This is a genomic window from Pseudomonas sp. PGPR N4 (assembly GCF_059693665.1).
The window spans coordinates 39,546-63,124 of the sequence record NZ_JCAUKV010000007.1 but is presented as its reverse complement, the minus strand read 5'-3'; the positions used below and the strand labels follow the sequence as shown (position 1 = coordinate 63,124).

At 64.1% G+C, this 23,579-nt stretch carries 26 protein-coding genes and 1 riboswitch; of the genes, 9 read left to right on the top strand and 17 right to left on the bottom strand.

The window, feature by feature from the left end; all coding sequences use genetic code 11:
- Positions 1-254 precede the first annotated feature (254 nt).
- A complete protein-coding gene (locus AC58X1_RS22260; RefSeq protein ID WP_497429530.1) occupies positions 255-1,151 on the top strand; it encodes an alpha/beta hydrolase in 897 nt (298 codons plus the stop codon).
- 20 nt (positions 1,152-1,171) lie between these two features.
- Here AC58X1_RS22260 and AC58X1_RS22255 read toward each other — a convergent pair whose 3' ends face one another.
- A complete protein-coding gene (locus AC58X1_RS22255) occupies positions 1,172-2,161 on the bottom strand; it encodes a zeta toxin family protein (RefSeq protein WP_497429529.1) in 990 nt (329 codons plus the stop codon).
- A gap of 156 nt (positions 2,162-2,317) precedes the next feature.
- A riboswitch (FMN riboswitch) is annotated at positions 2,318-2,459 on the top strand.
- 79 nt (positions 2,460-2,538) lie between these two features.
- On the opposite strand from AC58X1_RS22255, the gene ribB reads away from it, so the two are divergent.
- Positions 2,539-3,189 (top strand): 3,4-dihydroxy-2-butanone-4-phosphate synthase, encoded by a 651-nt coding sequence (gene ribB, locus AC58X1_RS22250; RefSeq protein ID WP_101322292.1) that lies wholly within the window; start codon positions 2,539-2,541, stop codon positions 3,187-3,189.
- Positions 3,190-3,249: 60 nt separating this feature from the next.
- On the opposite strand, the gene AC58X1_RS22245 is transcribed toward ribB, so the two are convergent.
- Genes AC58X1_RS22245 through AC58X1_RS22235 form a run of 3 tightly spaced genes read right to left on the bottom strand, consistent with a single transcriptional unit; the run spans position 3,250 to position 6,935 of the window.
- Complete coding sequence (locus AC58X1_RS22245; RefSeq protein WP_497429471.1) at positions 3,250-4,443, bottom strand: SGNH/GDSL hydrolase family protein; 1,194 nt, start codon at positions 4,441-4,443, stop codon at positions 3,250-3,252.
- Position 4,444: 1 nt separating this feature from the next.
- Complete coding sequence (locus tag AC58X1_RS22240; RefSeq protein WP_497429470.1) at positions 4,445-5,545, bottom strand: SGNH/GDSL hydrolase family protein; 1,101 nt, start codon at positions 5,543-5,545, stop codon at positions 4,445-4,447.
- Positions 5,532-6,935, bottom strand: coding sequence for an MBOAT family O-acyltransferase (locus AC58X1_RS22235; RefSeq protein ID WP_497429469.1), 1,404 nt, complete (start codon positions 6,933-6,935; stop codon positions 5,532-5,534). Before AC58X1_RS22235 ends, AC58X1_RS22240 begins: the two co-directional genes overlap by 14 nt.
- Positions 6,936-7,190: 255 nt before the next feature.
- On the opposite strand from AC58X1_RS22235, the gene AC58X1_RS22230 reads away from it, so the two are divergent.
- The 4 genes from AC58X1_RS22230 to AC58X1_RS22215 all read left to right on the top strand — a co-directional run bounded on the left by AC58X1_RS22230 (position 7,191) and on the right by AC58X1_RS22215 (position 12,257).
- On the top strand, positions 7,191-7,433 hold the full coding sequence (locus AC58X1_RS22230; RefSeq protein WP_101322296.1) for an exodeoxyribonuclease VII small subunit: 243 nt from the start codon (positions 7,191-7,193) through the stop codon (positions 7,431-7,433).
- The gene (gene ispA, locus AC58X1_RS22225) at positions 7,430-8,317 is read left to right on the top strand and encodes a (2E,6E)-farnesyl diphosphate synthase (protein WP_497429468.1); all 888 of its coding nucleotides are present in this window, start codon (positions 7,430-7,432) and stop codon (positions 8,315-8,317) included. Before AC58X1_RS22230 ends, ispA begins: the two co-directional genes overlap by 4 nt.
- 121 nt (positions 8,318-8,438) lie before the next feature.
- A complete protein-coding gene (gene dxs, locus AC58X1_RS22220) occupies positions 8,439-10,334 on the top strand; it encodes a 1-deoxy-D-xylulose-5-phosphate synthase (RefSeq protein WP_150570991.1) in 1,896 nt (631 codons plus the stop codon).
- A 45-nt stretch (positions 10,335-10,379) separates the two neighbouring features.
- Positions 10,380-12,257, top strand: a complete 1,878-nt coding sequence (locus AC58X1_RS22215; protein WP_497429467.1) for a TonB-dependent receptor domain-containing protein — start codon at positions 10,380-10,382, stop codon at positions 12,255-12,257.
- On the opposite strand, the gene AC58X1_RS22210 is transcribed toward AC58X1_RS22215, so the two are convergent.
- The 12 genes from AC58X1_RS22210 to nrdR form a co-directional block, all read right to left on the bottom strand.
- On the bottom strand, positions 12,229-13,044 hold the full coding sequence (locus tag AC58X1_RS22210) for a cobalamin-binding protein (protein WP_497429466.1): 816 nt from the start codon (positions 13,042-13,044) through the stop codon (positions 12,229-12,231). The genes AC58X1_RS22215 and AC58X1_RS22210 overlap by 29 nt on opposite strands.
- The gene (locus tag AC58X1_RS22205) at positions 13,044-13,463 is read right to left on the bottom strand and encodes an MFS transporter (protein ID WP_101322301.1); all 420 of its coding nucleotides are present in this window, start codon (positions 13,461-13,463) and stop codon (positions 13,044-13,046) included. The genes AC58X1_RS22210 and AC58X1_RS22205 overlap by 1 nt, the downstream gene beginning before the upstream one ends.
- Complete coding sequence (ribA, locus tag AC58X1_RS22200; RefSeq protein ID WP_101322302.1) at positions 13,460-14,077, bottom strand: GTP cyclohydrolase II; 618 nt, start codon at positions 14,075-14,077, stop codon at positions 13,460-13,462. Before ribA ends, AC58X1_RS22205 begins: the two co-directional genes overlap by 4 nt.
- 124 nt (positions 14,078-14,201) lie before the next feature.
- Positions 14,202-14,951 carry a substrate-binding periplasmic protein gene (locus AC58X1_RS22195; RefSeq protein WP_150570994.1) on the bottom strand — a complete coding sequence of 250 codons (750 nt, stop codon included), beginning with the start codon at positions 14,949-14,951 and terminating at the stop codon, positions 14,202-14,204.
- A gap of 14 nt (positions 14,952-14,965) precedes the next feature.
- On the bottom strand, positions 14,966-15,469 hold the full coding sequence (locus AC58X1_RS22190; protein ID WP_101322304.1) for a phosphatidylglycerophosphatase A family protein: 504 nt from the start codon (positions 15,467-15,469) through the stop codon (positions 14,966-14,968).
- The gene (gene thiL, locus AC58X1_RS22185) at positions 15,466-16,431 is read right to left on the bottom strand and encodes a thiamine-phosphate kinase (protein WP_150573818.1); all 966 of its coding nucleotides are present in this window, start codon (positions 16,429-16,431) and stop codon (positions 15,466-15,468) included. The genes AC58X1_RS22190 and thiL overlap by 4 nt, the downstream gene beginning before the upstream one ends.
- A gap of 18 nt (positions 16,432-16,449) precedes the next feature.
- Positions 16,450-16,950, bottom strand: a complete 501-nt coding sequence (gene nusB / locus AC58X1_RS22180) for a transcription antitermination factor NusB (protein WP_101322306.1) — start codon at positions 16,948-16,950, stop codon at positions 16,450-16,452.
- Positions 16,947-17,423, bottom strand: a complete 477-nt coding sequence (gene ribH / locus AC58X1_RS22175; protein ID WP_237144493.1) for a 6,7-dimethyl-8-ribityllumazine synthase — start codon at positions 17,421-17,423, stop codon at positions 16,947-16,949. Before ribH ends, nusB begins: the two co-directional genes overlap by 4 nt.
- Before the next feature lie 90 nt (positions 17,424-17,513).
- Complete coding sequence (gene ribBA, locus AC58X1_RS22170; protein WP_101322307.1) at positions 17,514-18,605, bottom strand: bifunctional 3,4-dihydroxy-2-butanone-4-phosphate synthase/GTP cyclohydrolase II; 1,092 nt, start codon at positions 18,603-18,605, stop codon at positions 17,514-17,516.
- 18 nt (positions 18,606-18,623) lie between these two features.
- A complete protein-coding gene (locus AC58X1_RS22165; protein ID WP_497429465.1) occupies positions 18,624-19,289 on the bottom strand; it encodes a riboflavin synthase in 666 nt (221 codons plus the stop codon).
- Positions 19,290-19,332: 43 nt separating this feature from the next.
- Positions 19,333-20,463, bottom strand: coding sequence for a bifunctional diaminohydroxyphosphoribosylaminopyrimidine deaminase/5-amino-6-(5-phosphoribosylamino)uracil reductase RibD (ribD, locus tag AC58X1_RS22160; protein WP_497429464.1), 1,131 nt, complete (start codon positions 20,461-20,463; stop codon positions 19,333-19,335).
- A gap of 2 nt (positions 20,464-20,465) precedes the next feature.
- On the bottom strand, positions 20,466-20,930 hold the full coding sequence (gene nrdR, locus AC58X1_RS22155; RefSeq protein WP_101323120.1) for a transcriptional regulator NrdR: 465 nt from the start codon (positions 20,928-20,930) through the stop codon (positions 20,466-20,468).
- Positions 20,931-21,035: 105 nt separating this feature from the next.
- On the opposite strand from nrdR, the gene AC58X1_RS22150 reads away from it, so the two are divergent.
- The 3 genes from AC58X1_RS22150 to trxA are packed head-to-tail and all read left to right on the top strand — an operon-like array spanning position 21,036 to position 23,067.
- Positions 21,036-21,488 (top strand): YbaY family lipoprotein, encoded by a 453-nt coding sequence (locus tag AC58X1_RS22150; RefSeq protein ID WP_103435141.1) that lies wholly within the window; start codon positions 21,036-21,038, stop codon positions 21,486-21,488.
- Positions 21,489-22,148 (top strand): class I SAM-dependent methyltransferase, encoded by a 660-nt coding sequence (locus tag AC58X1_RS22145; protein ID WP_497429463.1) that lies wholly within the window; start codon positions 21,489-21,491, stop codon positions 22,146-22,148. It begins immediately after the preceding gene.
- Positions 22,149-22,179: 31 nt separating this feature from the next.
- Positions 22,180-23,067 carry a thioredoxin gene (gene trxA, locus AC58X1_RS22140; protein WP_101322312.1) on the top strand — a complete coding sequence of 296 codons (888 nt, stop codon included), beginning with the start codon at positions 22,180-22,182 and terminating at the stop codon, positions 23,065-23,067.
- A gap of 154 nt (positions 23,068-23,221) precedes the next feature.
- Here the strand turns inward: trxA and AC58X1_RS22135 are convergent, their stop codons facing one another.
- Entirely contained in the window at positions 23,222-23,560 is a 339-nt protein-coding gene (locus AC58X1_RS22135) for a hypothetical protein (RefSeq protein WP_497429528.1), read from the bottom strand.
- Between the last annotated feature and the right edge of the window lie 19 nt (positions 23,561-23,579).

Genomic DNA, 23,579 nt, shown 5'->3' with positions numbered 1-23,579 from the left:
TTTTTTGCTGGGCATCGGCTGCCAGCCCTAGTATGCTTCGGCCCACATTACGCCCCACACCGGCCCAGGCCGCGTTGCAGAGGGCTCGGCGACGCCTGACACAGCCGTCTGCCTTCTTTTCATGGCCCTTGAGGTCATACCGTTTAAGGCGGTTGCGGCTTACCAAAAATGAGCCAAGATCGTCCCCGAGAAGCCGGCCACAAGCCGGCTTTTTAATGCCCGCAATTCACCCGCCCTCCCGCAGGTAGCCCATGATGAAAATCGTCCCGCTGCTGATTACCCTCCTGTTCGGCTCCGTCGTCATTGGCCAGACGCTTGCAGCGCCTCCTGCCCGCGAGCAGACGGTCGATTCGAGCGGGCTGCAAAGCGATAGTCAGGCCTATCGCTTCAGCACCTTCAGGCTGGACTCCGACGATGGCAAGCGCCACTACCAATTGTGGGTCGGCCAACCCGACAGCCCGGCCCCGGCTGCCGGCTACCCGGTGCTTTGGATGCTCGACGGCAATGCAGCGATGGCTGTGCTGCAACCGGGGCTGTTGGAGAAACTCGCCAACGGACAAGCCCCACTGCTGGTAGCCGTGGGTTATCAGGGTGAGCAACGCATTGACCGAAACGCGCGCAGCTTCGATTACACGCCTACCGTTACTGGCTTGACCGAACAGCTCGACCCGCTAACGGGCCTGCCCAGCGGTGGTGTCGACGCGTTTCTGGACCTGCTCAGCCAGCGCATGCGCCCGCTGGTCGCCAGTGTCGCGCCAATCGACACCAACCGGCAGACGCTGTGGGGCCACTCCTACGGCGGCCTGGCGGTCCTGCATGCGCTGTTCACCCGCCCAGGCGAGTTCAGCCACTACGCAGCCGCCAGCCCCTCGCTGTGGTGGCATGACGGTGCGATTGGGCGTGAAGCGCATGGCCTGCAGCAGCGTCTTGGTCAGGCTCGACCGTCCCTGCTGCTGATGCGTGGCACAGCCGAACCAGCCAGCCCGCGCGGACAGCAGCAGGCGGATGCCGAGCGGCCGATGCGTGAGCTGGCGACCGAGCTTGGCCAGGTAAACGGCCTGCACGTCTCTTACCAACGCTTCGATGACCTGAGCCACGGAGCAATGCTGCCTGCATCGCTGGCGCATCTGCTGGAAACGCTTTCAAAGTAATCAGCAGGCGGTGTGCTGCGTTATGGATGGACGTACTTGAGCACATACATGGACAAGGCGCGGAACACCTCAGCCGGAATCGCGGGCATCAGCGGGTGGGCTTTGGCCAATGTAGCGCAACACTTCTGAACCATTTTCTGGCGCACCTCTTCGCTTATCAGCCCAGCGTGAACGACTTGCGCATACTGCAGATAAGCGCATGGGGAGTTGGCCTGAGCATTGCGCAGGATGCCAAACTTAACGCCCAGCTGTGGCACCTGAGCGAACGGCCGGCCCTTGAAGTCCGCCTGCGGCGTGAGCTCTGCATAGCTGTCGCAGGTACTGTGGCAGAGCACTTGGCGCTCCATGTTGGTCGGCAGGTCGCGCTGGTAGAGCGTGATTTCCGAGCCGGGCACTTGAGTGCAGGCATTCTCGAAGGCATCCAGAATCGCCTTGGCGTTGAACTGCGCCTCCTCGATCTGGGTCAATGACACCACTCGTTCAAGCTCGCTGCTTTCAATGCTTTTGACCACTCGATCAAGCGTTGCCCAATGGCTGAGTTCCTTCTGGCAGGCGATCATATGGACCTCGAAACGGTAGCCCGCTGCCGTTGCCGCCGGTGGAAATCTGGCAAATTCGATGTTATCCAGCGCCGACTCCATGATGATGTTGTACTTGTTGGCAAAGGCGTAAGCGAACACTTTTTCGCCCAGTGCCCAGATGAACTTTTCGGTGTGCTCGTACACATGGAGCACACCCTGCGCCTGCATCTGCGCGTAACTGGGGTGCAACTCACGAAACGCCGGCAGGTATAGGCGTACGTAGTTCTCATAGGACCCACTGGGTAGCAGGGTTTTTTCCAGCAGGAAGGTTTTGCCCGAGCCCTGCGCACCGGCGACGATCAGTATTTTCGGGCTCGGCAACTGGTGGTCGTCAGGGTCGAAATCACGTTGTACGTCGAACAGCGTCACGCTGAGTTGATCGAACGCTTTCTGCACATCGTCATCGCTGAATGGGTATTGACTGGTCATGCGCGTGCGCTCCTTGAGGATCAGCCCGATGTCGGGCGGGTCGATAGGCTGCAGCACGCTCGCCAGGCTGAGGCGGTAAATAATTGCCACCGCCGACTACGGCGAAAGTCGCAGAGCCGGCGCTTGCCAGCCCGGTGCCTCGGTGCTGTATGCTGAGCCGGTCTTCAGGGCGGGGTGCAAGTCCCCACCGGCGGTAAATCGAAAGATGAGCCCGCGAGCGCCCCGACCCGGTCGGGGGACAGCAGATCTGGTGAGATTCCAGGGCCGACGGTCATAGTCCGGATGAAAGAAGGCGTTTGGCAGGGGCCATCAGGTGCCCCTGTGCGCGCGTTTTGTTCGCCCCGAGACGTTCATCGATTTTTCACGAGGAGCGTTTCATGTCACCCAAGCACCAACAGCAATTCCCCAATGTTGCCGCCGCACTGGCTGCATTCCAGGCAGGCCGTCCAGTCCTGTTGCTCGACGACAATGACCGCGAGGACGAAGCGGACATCATTGCCGCCGCCGAAAACATCTCGCTGCAAACCATGGCCATGATGATCCGCGATTGCAGCGGTATCGTTTGCCTGTGCCTGGACGAAGCCACGGTCGACGCGCTCGAGCTGGCGCCGATGGTGAAGAACAACCAGGCCCGCCATGGCACCGGTTTCACCGTCACCATCGAGGCGGCCGAGGGCATCACCACTGGTGTTTCTGCGCATGATCGGATCACCACCATTCAGGCGGCTTTGAGCTCGAGCGCCGAACAGCGCCATATCGTCAGCCCGGGCCATGTGTTCCCGCTGCGGGCGCGCAATGGCGGCGTGCTGACCCGCCGTGGTCACACCGAAGGCACGGTCGACCTGGCGCGCCTGGCCGGGCTGCGGCCGGCCGGCGTGCTGTGCGAACTGATGAACCCGGATGGCAGCATGGCCCGCGGCGAGCAGGTGGCCTTGTATGCGCGTGAAAACAGCATGCCGATGCTGACCATCGAGGAGTTGGCCCAGTACCGCGTGGCGCTGACCCAGCTGGAAGCCGTCGCCGTCTGATCGCAACCTGACGCGGGGCGAGCCGGTATCTGCGGCCTGCCCCGTGCCAGCCTGAGCGCGCTAGCGCAAGCCTAGCGGACCTTTCAGGAACTGGTACAACCCCGCCGCACTCTTGCGATAGCCATCTGCGGTCAGGTGCACCAGATCACCCCGCGCCAGCCCCTGTGCCTGCCAGGTTGCAATCGAGCACGGCCCACCCATGTAGCCCTGCCAATCCCAGAACAACGACTTGTGCTTCTGCGCCAGCTGACGCTGGATGCGCACAACTGCGGCCAATGGCTGCGGCTGCCGTGCTGCACAGCTGCGCGCCTTGCGCTGCTTGATCGAGTCCGGCGGGCCGACCAGCAAGATCGCGCTGCGCGGCATGTCCTGCCGCAAGCGCGTCAGGGTGGTGTCCAGTTGCGTCTGGTACAGCGCCAGATCAAGGGTGTCGTCAAACGCCTCGTTGGTGCCGTAGGCGAGGATCACCAGGTCGGGGCGCAGCGCCTTGAGGCTGTCTTGCCAACCTGGCTGCCACTTGTCGACCACCTCCAGGCGGGCGCCGTTGATACCCAACGCCGACAAGGTCACCCCGCTGTTCTTCTGCCCTTGGATGTACCAGCCACCGAGCACTACGCCCTGGCTGGGCTGCAAGCTCATCTGCACGGGCAAGCCGAGGTTGGGGAAGGCCGGGCTCAGTTGCCACTTGCCGGCGGTGGCCGGGAGCATGCGCCGCTGCGTGCGATTGGCCACCAGCGTGCTGTTGCTGGCTGCCTGGTACAACGCAGAGATGCGATAGCGCTGGTGGTCATCATCACGCGCTTTGAGGGTGACCAACGGCTGCGCCGCTTGCGGGATGGACAAGTAACCACCCAACGGAAACTGGCTGCTCTGCTGGTTGCGCGCCGACACCAGCGTCCACTGCCGCGGCTCGCTGTTGATGATCACCCGGTCATGGCGGATGCCGGGCACGGCGGTGGCCGGCACCAGGCCAATGCCACCGTCACCGTAACGCGCCTGCAGCAACCGGCGCAGCTCGCCGCTGAACAAGTCTGCAGCGGTATGCGAGTCGCCCAGCTGGACAATCGCCACCGGCGCTCGGCCGGCGTTGCGCAGCTTGCCCGCGAGCAGGCTGACGTTGCCGTCCCGGGTCGGGCTGGGGTTTTTTGCCTGTTTGACCGGCTGCGGCTGTGGCGGCGTGGTTACGCCAGCGCTGCAGCCTTGCATGCTGCTGATCAACAGGGCCAGGCCCAGCAAGTGACGCCATGGGCGCATATCAGTGTCCTGTAACGGTCAGGCCAGCAAAACTGATCAGCGACAGTACCTGTGCAGCGATCATTTTCTGGCCGGTAATGGTGAAGTGCACACCGTCGTCGTAGCGCACCTTGACCCGCTTGCCTTCCGGCGTTTGCACGGTGAAGGAGAACTGTTCGTCGGGGTAACCCAGAAACGGGTTGGCGGACACGAAGTGCTGGCCGAACAGCGCCGTCTGTTGTTGGTACAAGCCACTCAGGTAAGCCATTGCAGCAGACAGCCGCGGCTGGTTCATGTTCGGTGGCCCGACCCAGATTACCTGCACATTTCGCGCACGGGCCTGTTCGAGGATAGCGTCGATCCGGGCACGGTAGGCCAGCTCCCATTCCGCTGACTTGAAGCGCAGGAACGGCTTGCCCTTGCCTTGCGGCATGTCCCAAGGATCGTTGGGGCCGAGGAACACCACCATCAGGCGGATGTTCGGCTCCCGCGCCAGCGTGTCGGCGACGGTTTGCGGCCAGTTGAAAAAGCCCGGATAAGCCAGGCCGGTACTCTGCCGGCTGAGGTTGACGGTGTTGATCTGGTAACGCTTGCGCAGGCTGTTGGCCAGGTGAGGGGCGACCCCTTGCATCAACGAGTCACCGACCAGAAACACCTGGTCACCGGCGGCCAGAACCACGCTGCTAGCAGTTTGCGCCAAAGGCACTGGCGCCTGCTGGATAACCGGCAGCGGCGCACTTGCGCCAGGCTCGGCCACCCTGTGCAAAGGCTCGGGCCTGCCCACAGGCAGCGGTTGTTCAAGATCGACTGTCACCACCGGCATGCTCGGCGCCAGCACGGTTGTGGCTGGCGCCGCGACCCCCTGCTTGTCGCCCTCCAGGCTGGCGATGAAACTGTCGCGCGCCGCGCCCAACGCTGTGGTCAGGCTGGCCCCGAAGCGCCAGGCCGGCGCTTGCCCAACCAGCGGCAGCTCGCAGCTCTGGTGATATTTTTGTTGGCAGTAGAGCTTGATCGAGTCCTGGTTGAGCCAGAACAAGATGCCCATCACCACCACGATCGCGTAAAGCGCCTTGGCCGCGTCCAGCTGCACGCGCAGCAATTGCCCTGAATTAGAAGCTGGCATAGATGAACCCCGGTACGCCCGACTGCGAGGCGAAGATGATCAACGACACGAACAGCGCCAACGGCACCGGGTACAACTGCCACGGCAGGCGTTGGCTGGCCGCCAGGCTGCGCTCGAGCAGCTTGAGCAACTGCGGATAAATGGCCAGATACAGCACGCAGGCAAGGATCAGCACGCCGCTGGACGAGTTCAGCCCGGCCAGGCTGACATGGGCGATATCCGCCAGCATCTCCAGGGCGCCGTCGAGGGTCGGGCTGCGGAAGAAGATCCAGGCAAAGGCCACGTAGTGGAAGGTCAGCAAGCGCGCCAGCAGGCCCGCCCCGGGCACCTTGGCGAAGCCCGGCGCCGATTGTGCGAACAGCTTGTAGATCGCCAGGCCAATGCCGTGCAGCGCGCCCCAGATGAGGAAGTTGGCGCTGGCGCCGTGCCACAAGCCGGACACCAGCATGGCCAGCAACATGTTCAGGTTGCCGCGCCAGGCGCCGTGGCGGTTGCCGCCGAGCGGGATATAGACATAGTCACGTATGAACCGCGACAGGCTGATATGCCAACGTCCCCAGAATTCCTTGAGATTGTGCGCAGCGTAGGGTGCTGCGAAGTTGTCCGGCAGGCGGAAGCCCAGCAGCAGGGCAATGCCGGTGACCAGATTGGTGTAGCCGCTGAAGTTGAAGTAGATCAGCAGGCTGTAGCCATACACGCTCAGCAACACCTGTTCGGGGCTGGCACTGCCCGGAGTGTCGAACACCGGATCGACCCACTCGCTGCCAAGCCAGGCGCTGAGGAAGAACAGCTTGACCACCGCCATGGCGATCAGCCCCAGCGCCCGTTGCGGCTCCAGCACCTGACGCATCGCCTCGGGGCGAATCTGCGGCAGCATGTGCAGGGCCCGATTGACCGGGCCGGCCACCAGGCTTGGGAAAAACGCCAGATACAGGGCAAGGTCCAACGGCGCCGCCGTGCTCAGCTCGCGACGGTTGATCGAGACCAGGTAACTGACCGAGTGAAAGGCATAGAACGACAGCCCGATCGGCACCAGCAGTTCGACGATGGGCAACGACACATCAAGGCCCAGCGCAGCCAGGGCGTTTTGTGCGCCGCTGACGAAGAACTCCTGATACTTGAATAGATAGAAGCAGCCCAACACCAACGTCAGCAGCAAACCGCTGATGAACCAGCGCCCGGGATAGCGCGCTGCGAGCAGCCCGAGGGCGTACACCAGCACGCTGTAACCGAGCAGGATATACAGCGACTGCAGGCTGAAGCTGGCCACCAGGCCATAGCTCGCCGCCAACAGCAGTGCGTTCTGCAGACGCAGGCTCCAACACAGGCTCCAGTAGAGCAGGAAGAACAACGCAAAGCAGAGGCCAAATTCGATCGAAAGGAAGCTCACAACGTAGTCCGTTACGTGACGTGGAGAGAGGGGCGGTAAAGCACCGGAATAGAGCGCGCGGGATTATGTCAGAGGGACCAGAGGGCGACAATTGGACAAGTCTGTAAAACGCAAGATGAGCACACCAAGGTAAATGCTACAAAATGCGACAGCATTTATTGCATGCCAGTAGGTCCGCTCACGCCCGTCGAATTTGCTCCGCATGCCTGCCTCTGCTAGTGTCGCGCCGTTAAGATCGCCACCGAGACCGTCGCCATGGCCCGCAAAAAAACCTCCATCGATTTCGAGCAGTCCCTCGCCGACCTGCAAACCCTGGTCGAGCGCCTGGAGAACGGTGAACTGTCGCTGGAAGAGTCGCTGGCCGCCTTCGAGCAAGGCATCGCCCTGACCCGTGACTGCCAGGGCGCGCTCGCCCAGGCCGAACAAAAGGTGCAGATTCTGCTCGAGCGCGACGGCGAACTTGCCGCGCAGCCGTTCGACGCCGAGCCCGAAGCATGATCAAAGCCTATCAGGCCAGCTGCCAGGCCCGCGTCGACGCCGCCCTCGAACCGCTGCTGCAAGCGCCTGCCGAACAATTGCAGCGCCTGTATGCGGCCATGCGCTACAGCGTGATGAACGGTGGCAAGCGCGTGCGGCCATTGCTCGCCTATGCCGCCTGCGAAGCCTTCGGCACGCCGGCCGAGCAAGCCAACGGCGCAGCCTGTGCGGTCGAGCTGATCCACGCTTATTCGCTGGTTCATGATGACCTGCCGGCGATGGACGATGACGACCTGCGCCGCGGTCAGCCGACCACCCACAAGGCGTTTGACGAAGCCTGTGCGATTCTCGCCGGCGACGGTTTGCAGAGCCTGGCCTTCACCGCCCTGCTCGACCCGGGCCTGAGCCCGCAAGCCGACTCGATCCGCCTGGCCATGGTGCAAACCCTGGCCAACGCTGCCGGCCCTGCCGGCATGGTCGGCGGCCAGGCCATCGACCTCGGCTCGGTCGGGATCAAGCTGGATCAGCAGGCGCTGGAATACATGCACCGGCACAAAACCGGTGCCTTGATCGAAGCCAGCGTGCGCCTTGGCGCCCTGGCCAGCGCCCGCGCCGATCAAGCACAGCTGGATGCATTGCAGGTGTATGCACGCGCGGTTGGCCTGGCCTTCCAGGTGCAGGACGACATTCTCGATGTCGAGAGCGATACCGCGACCCTGGGCAAACGCCAGGGTGCTGACATAGCTCGTGACAAACCAACATACCCGGCCCTGCTGGGGCTGGACGCAGCCAAAGCCTATGCCGGCGAACTGCGTGACCAGGCCCTGGCGGCGCTGAGCGGCTTTGGCGAGCACGCCGAACCCCTGCGTGCGCTGGCCCGCTATATCGTCGAGCGCCGCCACTGACAGTACTGGCAGTACCCGCTCGCGTTGCATTGGCAGCGCGGCGGCTGAACCTGTGTGAATGGGCAGTTTGCCGAACAATGGGGTAAACTGCCGGGTCTTCAAACCTATAACGACTCGCCTGATGCCCACGACGTTTCAAGAGATCCCCCGCGAACGCCCGGCCACTCCGCTGCTGGACCGCGCCGACACGCCCGCCGGCCTGCGCCGGCTGGCCGAAGCCGACCTGGAGAACCTGGCCGACGAGTTGCGCCAGGAGTTGCTCTATACCGTAGGCCAGACCGGCGGGCACTTTGGTGCCGGCCTCGGTGTGATCGAGCTGACCGTAGCCCTGCACTACGTGTTCGATACCCCCGATGATCGTCTGGTCTGGGACGTCGGCCATCAGGCCTATCCGCACAAGATCCTAACCGGCCGTCGCCAGCGCATGCTCAGCCTGCGCCAGAAGGACGGCATCGCCGCCTTCCCGCGTCGCTCCGAGAGCGAGTACGACACCTTTGGCGTGGGCCATTCCAGCACCTCGATCAGCGCTGCGCTGGGCATGGCCATCGCCGCCCGCCTGCAAAACAGCGCGCGCAAGTCGATTGCGGTGATCGGTGACGGCGCACTGACCGCCGGCATGGCCTTCGAGGCGTTGAACCACGCCCAGGAAGTCAACGCCGACATGCTGGTGATCCTCAACGACAACGACATGTCGATCTCGCGCAACGTCGGTGGCTTGTCCAACTACCTGGCCAAGATCCTCTCCAGCCGCACCTATGCGAGCATGCGCGAAGGCAGCAAGAAGGTCCTCTCGCGCCTGCCCGGCGCCTGGGAAATCGCCCGCCGTACCGAAGAGTACGCCAAGGGCATGCTGGTCCCTGGCACCCTGTTCGAAGAGCTCGGCTGGAACTACATCGGCCCGATCGATGGCCACGACCTGCCGACCCTGATCGCCACCTTGCGCAACATGCGTGACCTCAAGGGCCCGCAGTTCCTGCACGTGGTGACCAAGAAGGGCAAGGGTTTCGCTCCGGCCGAGGTCGACCCGATCGTCTATCACGCCATCACCAAGCTCGAACCCGCCGACAAGCCAGTAGTGCCGCAGCAAGCCAGCGGGCCGAAGTACTCGGCAGTGTTCGGCCAGTGGTTGTGCGACATGGCGGCTGCCGACCCGCGCCTGGTGGGTATCACCCCGGCGATGAAAGAAGGCTCCGACCTGGTTGCGTTCAGCGAGCGTTACCCCGAGCGCTATTTCGACGTAGCTATCGCCGAACAGCACGCGGTGACGCTGGCTGCCGGCATGGCCTGTGAAGGCGCCAAGCCGGTGGTGGCGATCTACTCGACGTTCCTCCAGCGTGGCTACGATCAGCTGATTCACGACGTGGCCGTGCAAAACCTCGATGTGCTGTTCGCCATCGACCGCGCCGGCCTGGTCGGCGAAGACGGCCCGACCCACGCTGGCGCTTACGATCTGTCGTACCTGCGCTGCATCCCCGGCATGCTGGTGATGACCCCGAGCGACGAGAACGAGCTGCGCAAGATGCTCAGCACCGGCCACCGTTACAACGGCCCGGCTGCCGTGCGTTACCCTCGCGGGACCGGCCCGAACACGCCGATCAGTGCCGACCTCGAGCCCATCGAGATCGGTAAAGGCGTGGTTCGCCGCCAGGGCAAAACCGTGGCCTTGCTGGTGTTCGGCGTGCAACTGAGCGAAGCCCTGCAAGTGGCTGAAAAGCTCGATGCGACCGTGGTCGACATGCGTTTCGTCAAACCACTGGACGAGGCCCTGGTGCTGGAACTGGCGGCCAACCACGAGCTGCTGGTGACCATCGAGGAAAACGCCATCATGGGCGGCGCTGGCGCTGCGGTTGGCGAATTCCTCAGCCGCGAAGCGGTGCTCAAGCAATTGTTGCACCTGGGCCTGCCAGATACCTACGTCGAGCACGCCAAACCTGCGCAGATGCTGGCTGAATGTGGGCTGGACGCAGCTGGCATCGAAGCTTCGGTGCGGGCCCGGATGGTCAAGCTCGGCTTGTGATTGCTGGGGCCGCTTTGCGGCCCCAAAGCGCCGTACGGAACCGTCATGAAACTCGCAACCCTGGCCACCCTCCTCTCCCTCCCCAGCACCCTGCTCGCCGCCGAACCCAGCCGCGATGACGCCCTGAAGCTGCCAGACGTACTGATCAGCGCCAGCCGCCAGGTCGAATCGCGCACCAGCACCGCTGCCGCCAATACCGTGTTCACTCGCAGCGACATCGACCGCCTGCAACCCTCCAGCGTGACTGACCTGCTGACCCGCGTGCCCGGGGTGCAGGTTGCCCCCACCGGCGGACGCGGCAGCCTGCCCGGGATATTCATCCGCGGCACCAAGGCCGCCCAGAGCCTGGTACTGGTCGATGGCGTGCGTATCGCCAATGCCACCTCCGGCGACAGCGGCCTACAGTTTCTCGACATCGATCAGATCGAGCGCATCGAAGTGCTGCGCGGCTCTCGTTCGGCGGTGTACGGCAGCGATGCCATCGGCGGAGTCATTCAGATCTTCACCCGGCGCAGCGGCGGCCCCGGCCTGCAGCCACGTCTGCGCGTTGCGGCCGGCAGCAACCAGACCTGGCAGCGCAGTCTGGGCTTGTCTGGGGGCAGCGACGCGACCCGTTTCAACCTCGGTGCCAGCCTCGACGAAACCGCCGGCATCGACTCGACCGGGCCGTCGCTGGCCAGCGATAGCGACCATGATGCCTACCGTAACCGTTCGCTCAACCTGAGCCTCAGCCACACGTTCAACGAGCGCTTCGAGGCGGGCCTGAACCTGCTCGACAGCAAAGGCCGCAGTGAATACGACAACCCGTTCGGCCGCTATGACTTCGCCAGCGGCCAGACCTTCGGCCAGCAGCCCTACACCGACTTCAACGTCAGCAGCCTGGGCAGCTATTTCGATGCACAACTGAGCGATGTTTGGCATTCGCGCCTTGAGCTGGCACACAGCGAGAACCGCGACGACAAACGCGACAAGTTCAGTGACGAGCGCTTTGTGTTCAACACCTACCGCGACCAACTGACCTGGCAGAACGACCTGACCCTGAGCGAGCAGCACGCGCTGCTGCTGGGTGGTGACTGGTATCAGGACCGCGTGCACGCCAACACCGAGCTGGATCAGGACAGCCGCTGGAACCGTGCCGCATTTGTGCAGCATCGCTATCAGGGTGAGCACTTCTCCAGCGAGCTTGGCGTGCGCCGTGATCAGAACCAGCAGTTCGGCGGCCAAACAACCTGGAGCGCCAGCCTGACGTTACCGGTCAATCAGGCCAACGATCTGCTGCTGTCCTACAGCGAAGGCTTCCGCGCGCCGACCTTCAATGACCTGTATTACCCGTCGTACAGCAATCCCGACCTCAAGCCGGAGCATTCCAAGACCGTCGAGCTGCAGTGGCGCAGCCAGCTCGGCAGCGACAGCCAACTGGAGGCGTCGCTGTACCGCACCGAATTGAGCGATGCGATCATCTTTGGCCAGGGCTCGATCCCGCGCAACGTTGCCAGCGCTCGGATCAACGGTGCCGAACTCGCCCTCAAACAGACGTGGGGTGCCTGGCACAGCCAGCTCGGCCTGGCCATGATCGACCCGCGTGACCGCGACAGCGGCCACACCCTCGCCCGCCGCGCGCGCCGCACGCTGAGCCTGGATCTGGACCGCCAGTACGAGCGCTTCGGCGTGGGCGCCAGCTGGCAAGCCGTCAGCAGCAGCTTTGATGACGAAGCCAACCGCAACAGATTGGCCGGCTATGGCTTGCTCGGCCTGCGCAGTAGCTGGGCCGCGAGTGATGAACTAAAGCTGGAGCTGAAGCTGGATAACCTGTTCGACAAAGGCTACAGCCGCGCGCTCTACAGCTACGACAACAGCGCCTACGCCTACCGCGAAGAAGGCCGCCGCTGGCTGTTCAGCGCGACCTGGACGCCGGCATTGTAGCGTCGAGCAAGGCGCACAGCTTGGCGGTGGCTTCGATCATCTGCCCGCTTGGGCGCTCCAAACCGTTGTCCGGCAGCACCAGCAGGTGACCGCCAGCCGTGGCCCTGAGCTGCGGCCAGGCCCGCCAGCTCGCCAGTTGGGCCTGTTCGCCCGCGACAATCACATCAGGGTTGCGCGCCAGCACCGACTCCACACTAACCAACGGCGCCGGCTGCGGCAGGTCGGCGAACACGTTGCGCGCGCCACATACACTCAGCGCATCGCTGACGATCTGCTTGCCGCCCAAGGTATACAGCGGCTTGTCCCAGACCTGATAGAACACGGTCAGCGGCTGCTCGCGATGGTAGCGTTGCCGCAGCTCTTGCAGGCGCTGGCGCAAGCCCGCCGCGTAGCGCTGGCCCTGTTCGGCCCGGCCGATACGGCTGGCGATGGCTTCGATGTGGCTGAGCAACTGCTCGAGCGTGGACACTTCGCCATCGTAGCTGGCGATGCCCAGCCGGCGCAGTTGCTCGCGCTGGGCGGGGGCCACGGCGCCGGGCCACAACAACAGCAAGTCCGGCCGCAGGCTGAGTAGGCGCTCCATGTCCAGTTGGCCCTGGCGACCCACCGACGGCAGCTGACGCAGCGCCGCTGGCCGCTCGCCGCCGTCGAGCACGCCCACCAGCAGGTCATCGGCGTGCAGTTCGAGCATGATTTCGCTCATCGACGGCGCCAGGCTGACCACCCGCAGTGGCTCGGCGGCAACGGTGCTGCCGAGCATCAGCAGCAGGCAGCAGAGCAGCCGCATCAACCCAGCTGACGCGGGATGCGATAGAGGTACAGGATCACCACGGTGGACAACGCCAGCAGCACCTGGGGCACTGCCTCCAGCCCGACCAGCACCGACAGTGCGGCGACCCAGGCGGGGATGCAGGCGTACAGCATGGCCAGGCGGCGTACCCGCGCCAGCTCGATCCAGGCCGCGGGCTCTTCGACGCTGCCGAGCACCTTGCTGGTGTGGATCAACGCGCGCTTGTACGCGGCAAACCGAGCGAGGCTAAGAAACATGGTCGCGGCGCCGGCGATGAACAGCGGCATCGCCAGCACCGGAATCAGGCCGTCACCGCCGCCAAACGCCCAGGCCATGATCGGCAGCGGCAGCAAGCCCAGCGCCAGGTACTGCCACCAGGTCAGGGCCAGCCGTCGCTTGACCTCGCTGCGGGTCACGCCTGCGGCACCTCACCCTGGTGCTCGGTGCCCATCATGTGGCCGAGCTTGCCGGCCTTGGTCGCCAGGTAATGGCTGTTGTGCGGGTTGTGACCGGTATGCAGCGGCACGCGCTCGGCAACGTTGATGGCCATGGCGGTCAGCGCCTTGACCTTGCGCGGATTGTTGGTCATCAGGCGCAGCGACTTGACGCCCAGGTGCTCGAGCATCGGCAGGCAGATGCCATAGTCGCGCTGGTCGGCGGCAAAGCCCAGGCGCTCGTTGGCCTCGACCGTGTCGGCGCCGCCATCCTGCAGTTCGTAGGCGCGAATCTTGTTCAACAGGCCGATACCGCGGCCTTCCTGACGCAGGTACAACAGCACGCCGCGGCCTTCGCGGGCAATCGCCTGCAGCGCAGCTTCAAGCTGCGAACCGCAGTCGCAACGCTGGCTGAACAGCGCATCCCCAGTCAGGCACTCGGAGTGCAGACGCCCGAGCACCGGCTCGCCATCAGCGATATCACCCAGGCTGAGCACGACGTGCTCGCGGCCCGTGGCTTCATCAAGAAAGCCATGCATGGTGAAGGTCGCAAAAGGAGTCGGAAGTTTCGAGGCGGCAACAAAGACGACGGGCACGTTGTGCTCCTGATTAGTAACTTGGAATTTCACGTGGGCCGATTGTATCAGCAGGCTGACAAGCGTGCGCACGGTGAATACCGTCGGTTAAGATCGAAAGGTTCGATGCTTAGCGAAGATGTGCTCAGCGAGGCTGGCTGTCGGCAGTGAACGGATAGGGCTGCTTCCACTTCTTGAAGACCGCTTCCAGCTCGCCGCTGCGCACCAGTTGCTGCATGCGTTGGTCAAACAGCGCACTCAGCGCCTTGCCTTGCTCATTGTGAGCAAAGGCAAGATAGAGCGGCAATTCTGCTACATGAGTGCGGCGAAAGCTGTCCGGCTTGGGCGCCTGGGCCTGGACGTACTCGACTTCTGTGAGTGAATCGACATAGAAGTCGACCCGGTTATGCTCGAGCATCGGCAGAATCCCTTCGCGGCGCTGGATTTCCCTGAACTCATGAACATTCGGCAAGTAACTGCCGTAGTCGTAGCCGCGCACCCAGGCCAAGCGATAGTCGCCGATATTGGCGGGGGTCGGCACGGGCTTGCTGGTCAGGCCCAGCGCATAGATATGATCGACATCGAAGTGCCAGCGCGGGTAGAGGTTGTCGTCGCTCTCCTGCTTGTAGGAGCCGACCCAGGCATCCGCCTCGCCACGTTTGACCAGGCCAATGGCACGGCTGTAAGGCGCGCTCTGGATGGACACCTTGACCCCGGCGGGCTCGAACACCTGGCGCAACACATCCCACGCCAGGCCAGTGCCGTCGGCGTTGGTGTAGTCGAGCCAGTCTTCACTGACCAGATGGATCTGGCCCAACTGAGGCTTGTCGCTGGCGTTGGCAACAGCGCCGCCAAGCAGCATCAGCAACAGCAGCACCGTCGTCCTTAACCCCATCTGCCACTCCCGTATCAGGCTACCGCCCAAACTAGAACCTGCATGCCCAGCCAGGCGAACACACCGGCGAGGATATCGTCGAGCATGATGCCGAATCCACCATGCACATGTTTGTCGATCCAGCGAATCGGCCACGGCTTGAGGATGTCGAAGAAGCGGAACATGAGGAACCCGGCCAGCAACCACTGCCAACCCTCCGGCACCAGCCACAGGGTGATCCACATACCGACCATTTCGTCCCAGACAATGCCTTCATGGTCGTGAACGCGCAAGTCGGTGGCGACCTTGCCGCACAGCCAGAAGCCGAACAGCATGGTCATACCCAGCAGCAGCCAGTAGCCCCAGTCGGGCAACATCTGCCACAGCGGAATGAACGGCAGCGCCACCAGCGAGCCCCAGGTGCCGGGGGCCTTGGGCAAAGTGCCGGAACCGAAGCCAAAGGCGATGAAGTGCCACGGGTTGCGCCAGACCGAAGGCGGAACGAACTCCGCAGGCACCTGATTGGGGTGGTCGGTCACGGTGTCTCCCTAAAATGTTGATAGCCGCGTTGTCGCGGGGTGATGTCCTGGCCGTGTTCGTCGCGCAAAATCACGCCTTCGCCAGCCACTGCCCGGCCGATGACATGCACCGCCAGGCCAGCGTCGCGCAGCGCGGGCAGTTGCTGCGCGGGCAAGGTGAACACCAGGACATAATCGTCGCCACCGGTCAGCGCCGCCTGGCGGGCTGCCGCTGGCCCTGAAAAAGCCACTAGAGCAGGTGACACTGGCACCTGGGCCAGGTTCACCTCGAGCGCCAGCCGGGATGCCTTGGCGATATGGCCGCAGTCGGCCAACAAGCCATCGGAGATATCCAGCGCCGCGGTGGCCTTGCCGCGCAGGGCCTGGCCCAAGGCAAACTGCGGCGAAGGTGACCAGTACTGTGCCAGCAGCGGCGCACTGATCTCGACCGCCGCTTCGCGCTCGCCCAGCACCAACGGCAAGGCGCCGGCGGCATTGCCCAGCTCGCCGCCCACACAGAGCAAGTCACCCACCTGCGCGCCCGAGCGCAGCAGGGCCTGCCCGGCCGGAACCCGGCCAAACACAGTCATGGTGATACTCAGTGGGCCGCGGGTGGTGTCGCCGCCAATCAGGCTCAGGCGGCAATGTCGCGCCATGCGATCGAGGCCTTCGGCATACGCCTTGAGCCACTGTTCGCTGACCTCGGGCAAGGTCAGCGCCAGGGTAAAGCCGACGGGCGTGGCACCCATGGCTGCCAGGTCACTGGCCGCTACGGCCAGCGAGCGCTGGCCCAGTAGCGAGGGGTCGCAGGCGTGCGGAAAATGCACGCCGGCGACCAAGGTATCGGTAGACACTGCCAACTGTGCGGCAGCCGGCAGGTCAAGCAGGGCACAGTCGTCGCCGATCCCCAACGCAACACCTTCGCCGCCCTGCGCACAGGGCGCGGCGGCGAAGTAATGACGGATCAGCTCGAACTCACCCATGGCTGGTCAGCGCCGCAATCAGCGCTTGAACGCCTTGACTTCCGCTTCACGGACCTGCGGCGCCAGCTTGTCGAGTACACCGTTGACGAACTTGTGGCCGTCGGTGGCGCCGAAGATCTTGGCCAGCTCGACGCCTTCGTTGATCACGACCCGGTAAGGTACGTCAACGCGCATCAGGAACTCCCAGGTGGACAGGCGCAGAACCGCCAGTTCAACCGGGTCGAGCTCTTCAAGCGGGGTGTCCAGGCAAGGCTTGAGCGCGGCATCGATGTCGTCTTTCTTCGCTGGAACCCCGTGCAGGATCTCGCGGAAATAAGCGCCGTCGATGTCAGAGAAATCGTTGTCGACGCGGAACTGCGCCTCGATTTCATTCAGCGATTGCTTGGCCATGTGCCACTGATAAAGCGCCTGGGTCGCGAGCTTGCGTGCTTCGCGACGCTTGGCGCTTTTCGATGGTTTGCCAGCATCCGCAGGTTTTGGATCGCGCGGGTTGAAACGATCGCTTTCGTCGCTAATCACTTGGCCTCCAACTGCGCCAGCAGGCTGACCATTTCCAGTGCGGACAGGGCAGCTTCAGCGCCTTTGTTGCCGGCTTTGGTGCCGGAACGTTCGATGGCCTGCTCGATCGAGTCGACGGTCAGTACGCCGAACGCGACTGGCACACCGAACTCCATCGACACCTGGGCCAGGCCCTTGGTGCATTCGCCCGCAACGTATTCGAAGTGCGGAGTACCACCACGGATCACGGCGCCCAGGGCGATGATTGCGTCGTAAGCGCCCTGCTGGGCGACTTTCTGTGCAACCAGCGGGATTTCGAAGGCGCCAGGAGCACGGATGATGGTGATGTCGCTTTCGCTGACGCCATGGCGTACCAGCGCATCAACGGCACCGCTCACCAGGCTTTCGACGACGAAGCTGTTGAAGCGGCCAACCACCAAAGCATAGCGACCTTTGGGGGCGATGAAGGTACCTTCGATGGTCTTCAGGATCATTGCGGTGTTCTCATTTTAAAGAGCGAGGCCGCCCTAGGCGGCCTGCAGGAGGGTTTGGACACGAGCGCCAGGGCGATTGGCGCGCCTGTGTCACTCAGAGGGCACGTATTCTACAACTTCCAGATCGAATCCGGATATCGCATTGAACTTCATCGGCGAGCTCATCAGGCGCATCTTGCGCACACCGAGGTCACGCAGGATCTGCGAACCGGCGCCAACCGTGCTGTAGGTGCTCGGCGTCTTGACCTGGGTTTCGCCGGCGCTTTCGCGGATATGCGCCAGCACCACGTCGCCATCGAGCGGGTGACCGAGCAGCAGCACTACGCCGCTGCCGGCCTCTGCCACGGCGCTCATGGCGGCGCGCAGGCTCCAGCGGCCGGGCTGTTTGACCATCAAGAGGTCGCGCAGCGGGTCCATGTTGTGCACCCGCACCAGGGTCGGTTCTTCGGCGCAGATCTTGCCCAGGGTCAGTGCCATGTGCACATCGCCTTCGACCGAATCACGGTAGGTGACGAGGTTGAACTGGCCCAGTTCGCTGTCCAGTGGCTGCTCGGTGACCCGCTGAACGGTACGTTCGTGGATCATGCGGTAGTGGATCAGGTCGGCGATGGTGCCGATCTTCAGGCCGTGCTCGGCGGCGAACACTTCCAGCTCGGCGCGACGCGACATGGTGCCGTCGTCGTTCATCACTTCGCAGATCACCCCGCTCGGCTCGAACCCGGCCATGCGCGCCAGGTCACAGGCCGCTTCGGTGTGGCCAGCGCGGGCCAGGGTGCCGCCAGGCTGGGCCATCAGCGGGAAGATGTGGCCAGGGCTGACGATATCGTCTGCCTTGGCATCCTTGGCTGCCGCGGCCTGCACGGTGCGCGCACGGTCGGCTGCGGAGATCCCGGTGGTGACGCCTTCGGCGGCTTCGATCGAGACGGTGAACTTGGTGCCGAAGCCCGAGCCATTGCGTGGCGCCATCAGCGGCAGCTTGAGGGTCTCGCAGCGCTCGCGGCTCATCGGCATACAGATCAGGCCACGGGCGTGCTTGGCCATGAAGTTGATGTGCTCGGGCTGGCAGCACTCGGCGGCCATGATGATGTCGCCTTCGTTCTCGCGGTCTTCGTCATCCATGAGGATGACCATCTTGCCTTGGCGGATGTCTTCGACCAGCTCTTCAATACTGTTGAGCGCCACGCGGCACCCCCTTCTCGATCAGGATTTCAGGTAGCCGTTGGCGGCCAGGAAGCTTTCGGTGATGCTACTGCCCTTGCTCGGTGCGGCAGCCTTGTCACCCAGCAGCAGACGCTCCAGGTAACGGGCCAGCAGGTCGACCTCAAGGTTCACCCGACGCCCGCTGCGGTAGTCGGCCATGATGGTTTCGGACAGGGTATGCGGCACGATGGTCAGCTCGAATTCGGCGCCATCGACCTCATTGACCGTCAGGCTGGTGCCGTCGACGGTGATCGAGCCCTTGTGGGCAATGTACTTGGCCAGCTCCTTGGGTGCGCGCACGCGGAACTGGATCGCGCGGGCGTTATCGCTGCGCGAGATGATTTCGCCGACGCCGTCGACGTGGCCGCTGACCAGGTGGCCGCCCAGGCGGGTGGTCGGGGTCAGGGCTTTTTCCAGGTTGACCGGGCTGCCGCTTTTCAGGTCGTTGAATGCGGTGCAGTCGAGGGTTTCGCGGCTGACGTCAGCCCAGAAGCCGTCGCCAGGCAGTTCCACCGCAGTCAGGCAGACGCCATTGACGGCAATGCTGTCGCCCATTTTGACGTCACCCAGGTCGAGCTTGCCGGTCTGGACGTAGACGCGCACGTCGCCGCCCTTGGGGGTCAGGCTGCGGATGGTGCCGATCGATTCGATGATGCCGGTGAACATTGGGTTCTCCTCGGAAACTGGGCGGCGTTGGGCCAGCCGGGCATTATACGCCGGCGGCCGGCTGGGGGATGGCTGTGACTCGCCAGTCATCGCCCACCGCGCGCATTTCGGTGATTTTCAGTCGCGGCGCTTCGCTCATCTTCGCCAGCGGCCAGTCCAGTAATGGCCGGGCCTGGGAGCCAAGGAAGGTGCCGGCAACAAACAATTGGTATTCGTCGATCAAACCGAGCTGGGCAAACGCGCCGACCAAACCGGCGCCCGCCTCCAGCAGAATCTCGTTGGTCCCGCGCGCCGCCAGGGCGCTGAGCAGGGCTGGCAGATCCACCCGGCCATCGGCGCCGGGCAACTGCAGCAGCTCATGGCCGGCCTCGGCATAGCGTGGGTCAGCGGCGGCGCCGGTGACCACCAGTACCGGCCCGGCCTGGAACAAAGGCGCAGTCAGCGGCAGGCGCAGGCGGCTGTCGATCAGCACCCGCAGCGGTGGCCGTGACAAGGCCAGGGCGGTGGTATCAGGGTCCAGGCCCAGCTCGCCGCCGCGCACGGTCATCCGCGCATTGTCGGCCAGCACACTGCTGGCGCTGGTCAGCACCACGCTGGAGCGCGCACGCAGGCGTTGTACCGCTGCGCGGGCGGCAGCGCCGGTAATCCACTGGCTTTCACCACTGGCCATGGCGGTGCGTCCGTCCAGGCTCATCGCCAGCTTGGCGCGGACGAACGGCAGGCCGTGCTCCATGCGTTTCAGGAAGCCGGGATTGAGCGCACGCGCTTCTTGCTCGAGCACGCCACTGACAACCTCGATACCGGCCTCGGCCAGGCGCCGCAGACCTCGCCCGGCGACTTGCGGGTTAGGGTCCTGCATGGCGGCGACCACCCGGGCCACCCCGGCCTTGACCAGCGCTTCGGCACACGGCGGGGTGCGCCCGTGGTGGCTGCACGGTTCAAGGGTGACATAGGCGCAGGCGCCCTGGGCGCGCTCGCCGGCCTGGCGCAGGGCATGCACTTCGGCGTGCGGCTCGCCGGCGCGCACATGCCAGCCCTCGCCGACCACCTCGCCATCACGCACGATGACGCAGCCAACGCGCGGATTGGGATGGGTGCTGTACTGGCCTTTGCGGGCCAGTTGCACGGCCAGGGCCATGTAGTGGGCGTCGAGAATTGCGGTCGGGCTGGGCATGTTTACTCTTTGCCCGGCTGGCGCGCCAGGCGGTCGATTTCTTCGCGGAATTCGTCAAGGTCCTGGAAACGCCGGTAGACCGAGGCAAACCGAATGTAGGCGACTTCGTCGAGTTGACGCAGCGCCTCCATGACCAGCTCTCCGACCACCAGCGACTTGACCTCGCGCTCGCCGGTGGCGCGCAGCTTGTGCTTGATCTGCGCCAGCGCTGCTTCCAGGCGCTCGACGCTGACCGGGCGCTTTTCCAGCGCGCGCTGCATGCCGGCTCGCAGCTTGTCTTCGTCGAATGGCTGGCGGGTGCCGTCTTGCTTGATCAGCCGCGGCAGTACCAGTTCGGCGGTTTCGAAGGTGGTGAAGCGCTCGCCGCAGGCGACGCATTCGCGCCGGCGACGCACTTGTTCGCCCTCGGCGACCAGGCGCGAGTCGATGACCTTGGTGTCGTTGGCACCGCAAAAGGGACAGTGCATGGTGGCAGGCAACAAAAAAAGGGAGGGCCATGGTAGCGCATCCGACTGGCAAGACAAGCCAAAGGGGTTACCATCCACTCAAATCTGCCCCTGAAGGACTTCTCCATGCACTTTCGAGCGCTCGTCGTGCTCTGCCTCGCTGGCCTGATGACGGCCTGCAGCAGCGATAAACCTAAAAACGAACCGGTGCCCGCAACGCCGGCGCCGAAAACGGTGAAAAAGGCCCCGGCGCTCGGCCCGCTGCCGGCTTATCAACGGGAAATCAGCGGCAGCCTGCAAGACGTGCCAGCGGGTGCCGAGGTCGAACTGGCATTGCTGGTGATCGACGAACGTGATCGCCCGCAGCGGCTGCTGGCCAGCAGCACCCTGACCGGTACCGGTCAGGACCTGCCCTACCAACTGCGCTTCAACCCGGAAGCATTCCCGGCCGGTGCCCGCGTCGAGTTGCGCGGTCGCGCCAGCCGCTCGGGTCAGTTGATCATGCACCTGCCGCCACAGCGCATCGTCCAGGCTACGAGCCAGGCCACCGGCCCGCTGCGCTTCGAGAAAGCCCCGTAAATGGCGCCAGTGCAGTTGCAGCATGCGCTCAGCGGTCTGATCGGCGAAGCGCAGCTGGTTGCCACTGCGCTGCCGGAGTGCGCGCTGAAACTGTGGCTGCTCGGCGCCGACAACATGCACCGCGCATTCACCCGCGAAGAGACCCAGCGCATCCTCGAAGAGCCGCCGTACTGGAGCTTCTGCTGGGCCAGCGGCCTGGCCATGGCCCGCTACCTGGCGGCCAATCCACAGTGGGTCGAGGGCATGCGCGTGCTCGACTTTGGCGCCGGTTCGGGCATTGCCGGGATCGCCGCAGCGCGGGCGGGTGCTGTCGAGGTGGTTGCCTGTGACCTTGATCCGCTGGCCTTGGCCGCGTGCCGAGCCAATGCTGCGCTGAACCAGGTCGAGCTCGGCTACAGCAGTGATTTTTTTGCCGAGGCCGACCGCTTCGATCTGATTCTGGTGGCTGATGTGTTGTACGACCCGGCCAACCTGCCGTTGCTCGATGGTTTTCTCAGCCGTGGCCGCCAGGTGCTGGTGGCCGACTCGCGGGTGCGCAATTTCAGCCACCCGCTGTACCGTCAGTTGGACGTGCTAGAAGGCTTGACCCTGCCCGACCTGGCCGAACCGCACGAATTCCGCCGGGTCAGCCTGTACCACGCCAGCCGCGAGCCTTTATAGTGGTGTCATTCAGAGATTTGCGAGAGTTGCGATGAGCCAAGCCCCCGATACCAACGCCCTGCCGTACATTTTCGATGCTACCGACGCCAACTTTCAGCAGTTGGTCATCGAGAACTCCTTCCACAAACCGGTGCTGGTGGATTTCTGGGCCGAGTGGTGTGCGCCATGCAAGGCGCTGATGCCGTTGCTGGCCAAGATAGCCGAGGGTTATCAGGGCGAGCTGTTGCTGGCCAAGATCAACTGCGACGTCGAGCAACAGGTGGTTGCCCAGTTCGGTATCCGCAGCCTGCCAACCGTGGTGCTGTTCAAGGACGGTCAGCCGGTCGACGGCTTTGCCGGTGCGCAGCCCGAATCGGCGATTCGCGCCCTGCTCGAGCCGCACGTGCAGATGCCTGCCGCGCCGACTGCCTCGCCACTGGAAGAAGCCAAGGCGCTGTTTGCCGAAAGCCGCTTTGCCGAGGCCGAAGCGACCCTCAAGCTGTTGCTGGGCGAAGACAACAGCAATGCCGAGGCGTTGATCCTGTACGGCCGTTGCCTGGCCGAGCGTGGCGACCTGAGTGAAGCTGAGGCCGTGCTGGGTGCGGTCAAGAGCGACGAGCACAAGGCAGCGTTGGCCGGCGCCAAGGCGCAGCTGACCTTCTTGCGCCAGGCCGCCAGCCTGCCGGAAGCCGCCGAGTTGAAGAGCCGTCTGGCGCAGAACCCTGAGGACGACGAAGCCGCTTATCAGCTGTGCATTCAGCAGTTGGCGCGCCAGCAGTACGAAGCGGCGCTGGATGGGTTGCTCAAGCTGTTCCAGCGTAATCGGGGTTATGAAAGCGGATTGCCGCACAAGGCGCTGTTGCAGGTGTTCGAGCTGCTCGGCAATGAGCACCCGCTGGTTACCGCGTATCGGCGCAAGTTGTTTGCCTTGATGTATTGAGGCGCATATCGGCCCGACGGTCTGCGGGGCCGCTGCGCGGCCCTTTCGCGACACAAGGCCGCTCCTACAGGCCGGCGGTGAGCCATGAGCAACTCGGTCGCCTGTAGGAGCGGCCTTGTGTCGCGAAAGGCCAGCGTAGCTGGCCCACTATGCTTCAACCGATCCAGTGATAAACAGGCGCATCCCCCGCGCTTTCCACCCTCACCTCAGCACTGTGACGCAAACGCACCAGCAGCCGCTTGCCCGCCGCCGTGCTGCCGGTCAACTGCTCCAGTTGCTCAAGTAATTCTGGCCCAGTCATCTGTCCGGCCACGCGCAAGGCTTCGCGCGCAGCTTGCCACTGGTCATCGTTCTGCCGCACCGCCGGTGCCGGCGTTGCCTTTTCCGCCGGCGCAGCCAACTCCCCCTGACGCCCAAGCTGCGCCCATTCCGCCGGCTCCAGCTCGATGGTCAGGTCCACCGGCCACTCGCCGATCGTTCCTCGTATTCTCACCTTGGCTTCCTCGCTCACA

Coding starts and splice junctions, on each gene's coding strand:
- ribH (WP_237144493.1), bottom strand. CDS start 17,423: ATGATCCTGAAGACCATCGAAGGTACCTTCATCGCCCCCAAAGGTCGC.
- nrdR (WP_101323120.1), bottom strand. CDS start 20,930: ATGCACTGTCCCTTTTGCGGTGCCAACGACACCAAGGTCATCGACTCG.
- AC58X1_RS22215 (WP_497429467.1), top strand. CDS start 10,380: ATGAAACTCGCAACCCTGGCCACCCTCCTCTCCCTCCCCAGCACCCTG.
- AC58X1_RS22240 (WP_497429470.1), bottom strand. CDS start 5,545: ATGCCAGCTTCTAATTCAGGGCAATTGCTGCGCGTGCAGCTGGACGCG.
- dxs (WP_150570991.1), top strand. CDS start 8,439: ATGCCCACGACGTTTCAAGAGATCCCCCGCGAACGCCCGGCCACTCCG.
- ribD (WP_497429464.1), bottom strand. CDS start 20,463: ATGCCCAGCCCGACCGCAATTCTCGACGCCCACTACATGGCCCTGGCC.
- AC58X1_RS22165 (WP_497429465.1), bottom strand. CDS start 19,289: ATGTTCACCGGCATCATCGAATCGATCGGCACCATCCGCAGCCTGACC.
- AC58X1_RS22245 (WP_497429471.1), bottom strand. CDS start 4,443: ATGCGCCCATGGCGTCACTTGCTGGGCCTGGCCCTGTTGATCAGCAGC.
- AC58X1_RS22260 (WP_497429530.1), top strand. CDS start 255: ATGAAAATCGTCCCGCTGCTGATTACCCTCCTGTTCGGCTCCGTCGTC.
- trxA (WP_101322312.1), top strand. CDS start 22,180: ATGAGCCAAGCCCCCGATACCAACGCCCTGCCGTACATTTTCGATGCT.
- AC58X1_RS22145 (WP_497429463.1), top strand. CDS start 21,489: ATGGCGCCAGTGCAGTTGCAGCATGCGCTCAGCGGTCTGATCGGCGAA.
- ispA (WP_497429468.1), top strand. CDS start 7,430: ATGATCAAAGCCTATCAGGCCAGCTGCCAGGCCCGCGTCGACGCCGCC.
- AC58X1_RS22255 (WP_497429529.1), bottom strand. CDS start 2,161: ATGACCAGTCAATACCCATTCAGCGATGACGATGTGCAGAAAGCGTTC.
- ribB (WP_101322292.1), top strand. CDS start 2,539: ATGTCACCCAAGCACCAACAGCAATTCCCCAATGTTGCCGCCGCACTG.
- AC58X1_RS22195 (WP_150570994.1), bottom strand. CDS start 14,951: ATGGGGTTAAGGACGACGGTGCTGCTGTTGCTGATGCTGCTTGGCGGC.
- AC58X1_RS22230 (WP_101322296.1), top strand. CDS start 7,191: ATGGCCCGCAAAAAAACCTCCATCGATTTCGAGCAGTCCCTCGCCGAC.
- AC58X1_RS22150 (WP_103435141.1), top strand. CDS start 21,036: ATGCACTTTCGAGCGCTCGTCGTGCTCTGCCTCGCTGGCCTGATGACG.
- AC58X1_RS22210 (WP_497429466.1), bottom strand. CDS start 13,044: ATGCGGCTGCTCTGCTGCCTGCTGCTGATGCTCGGCAGCACCGTTGCC.
- thiL (WP_150573818.1), bottom strand. CDS start 16,431: ATGGGTGAGTTCGAGCTGATCCGTCATTACTTCGCCGCCGCGCCCTGT.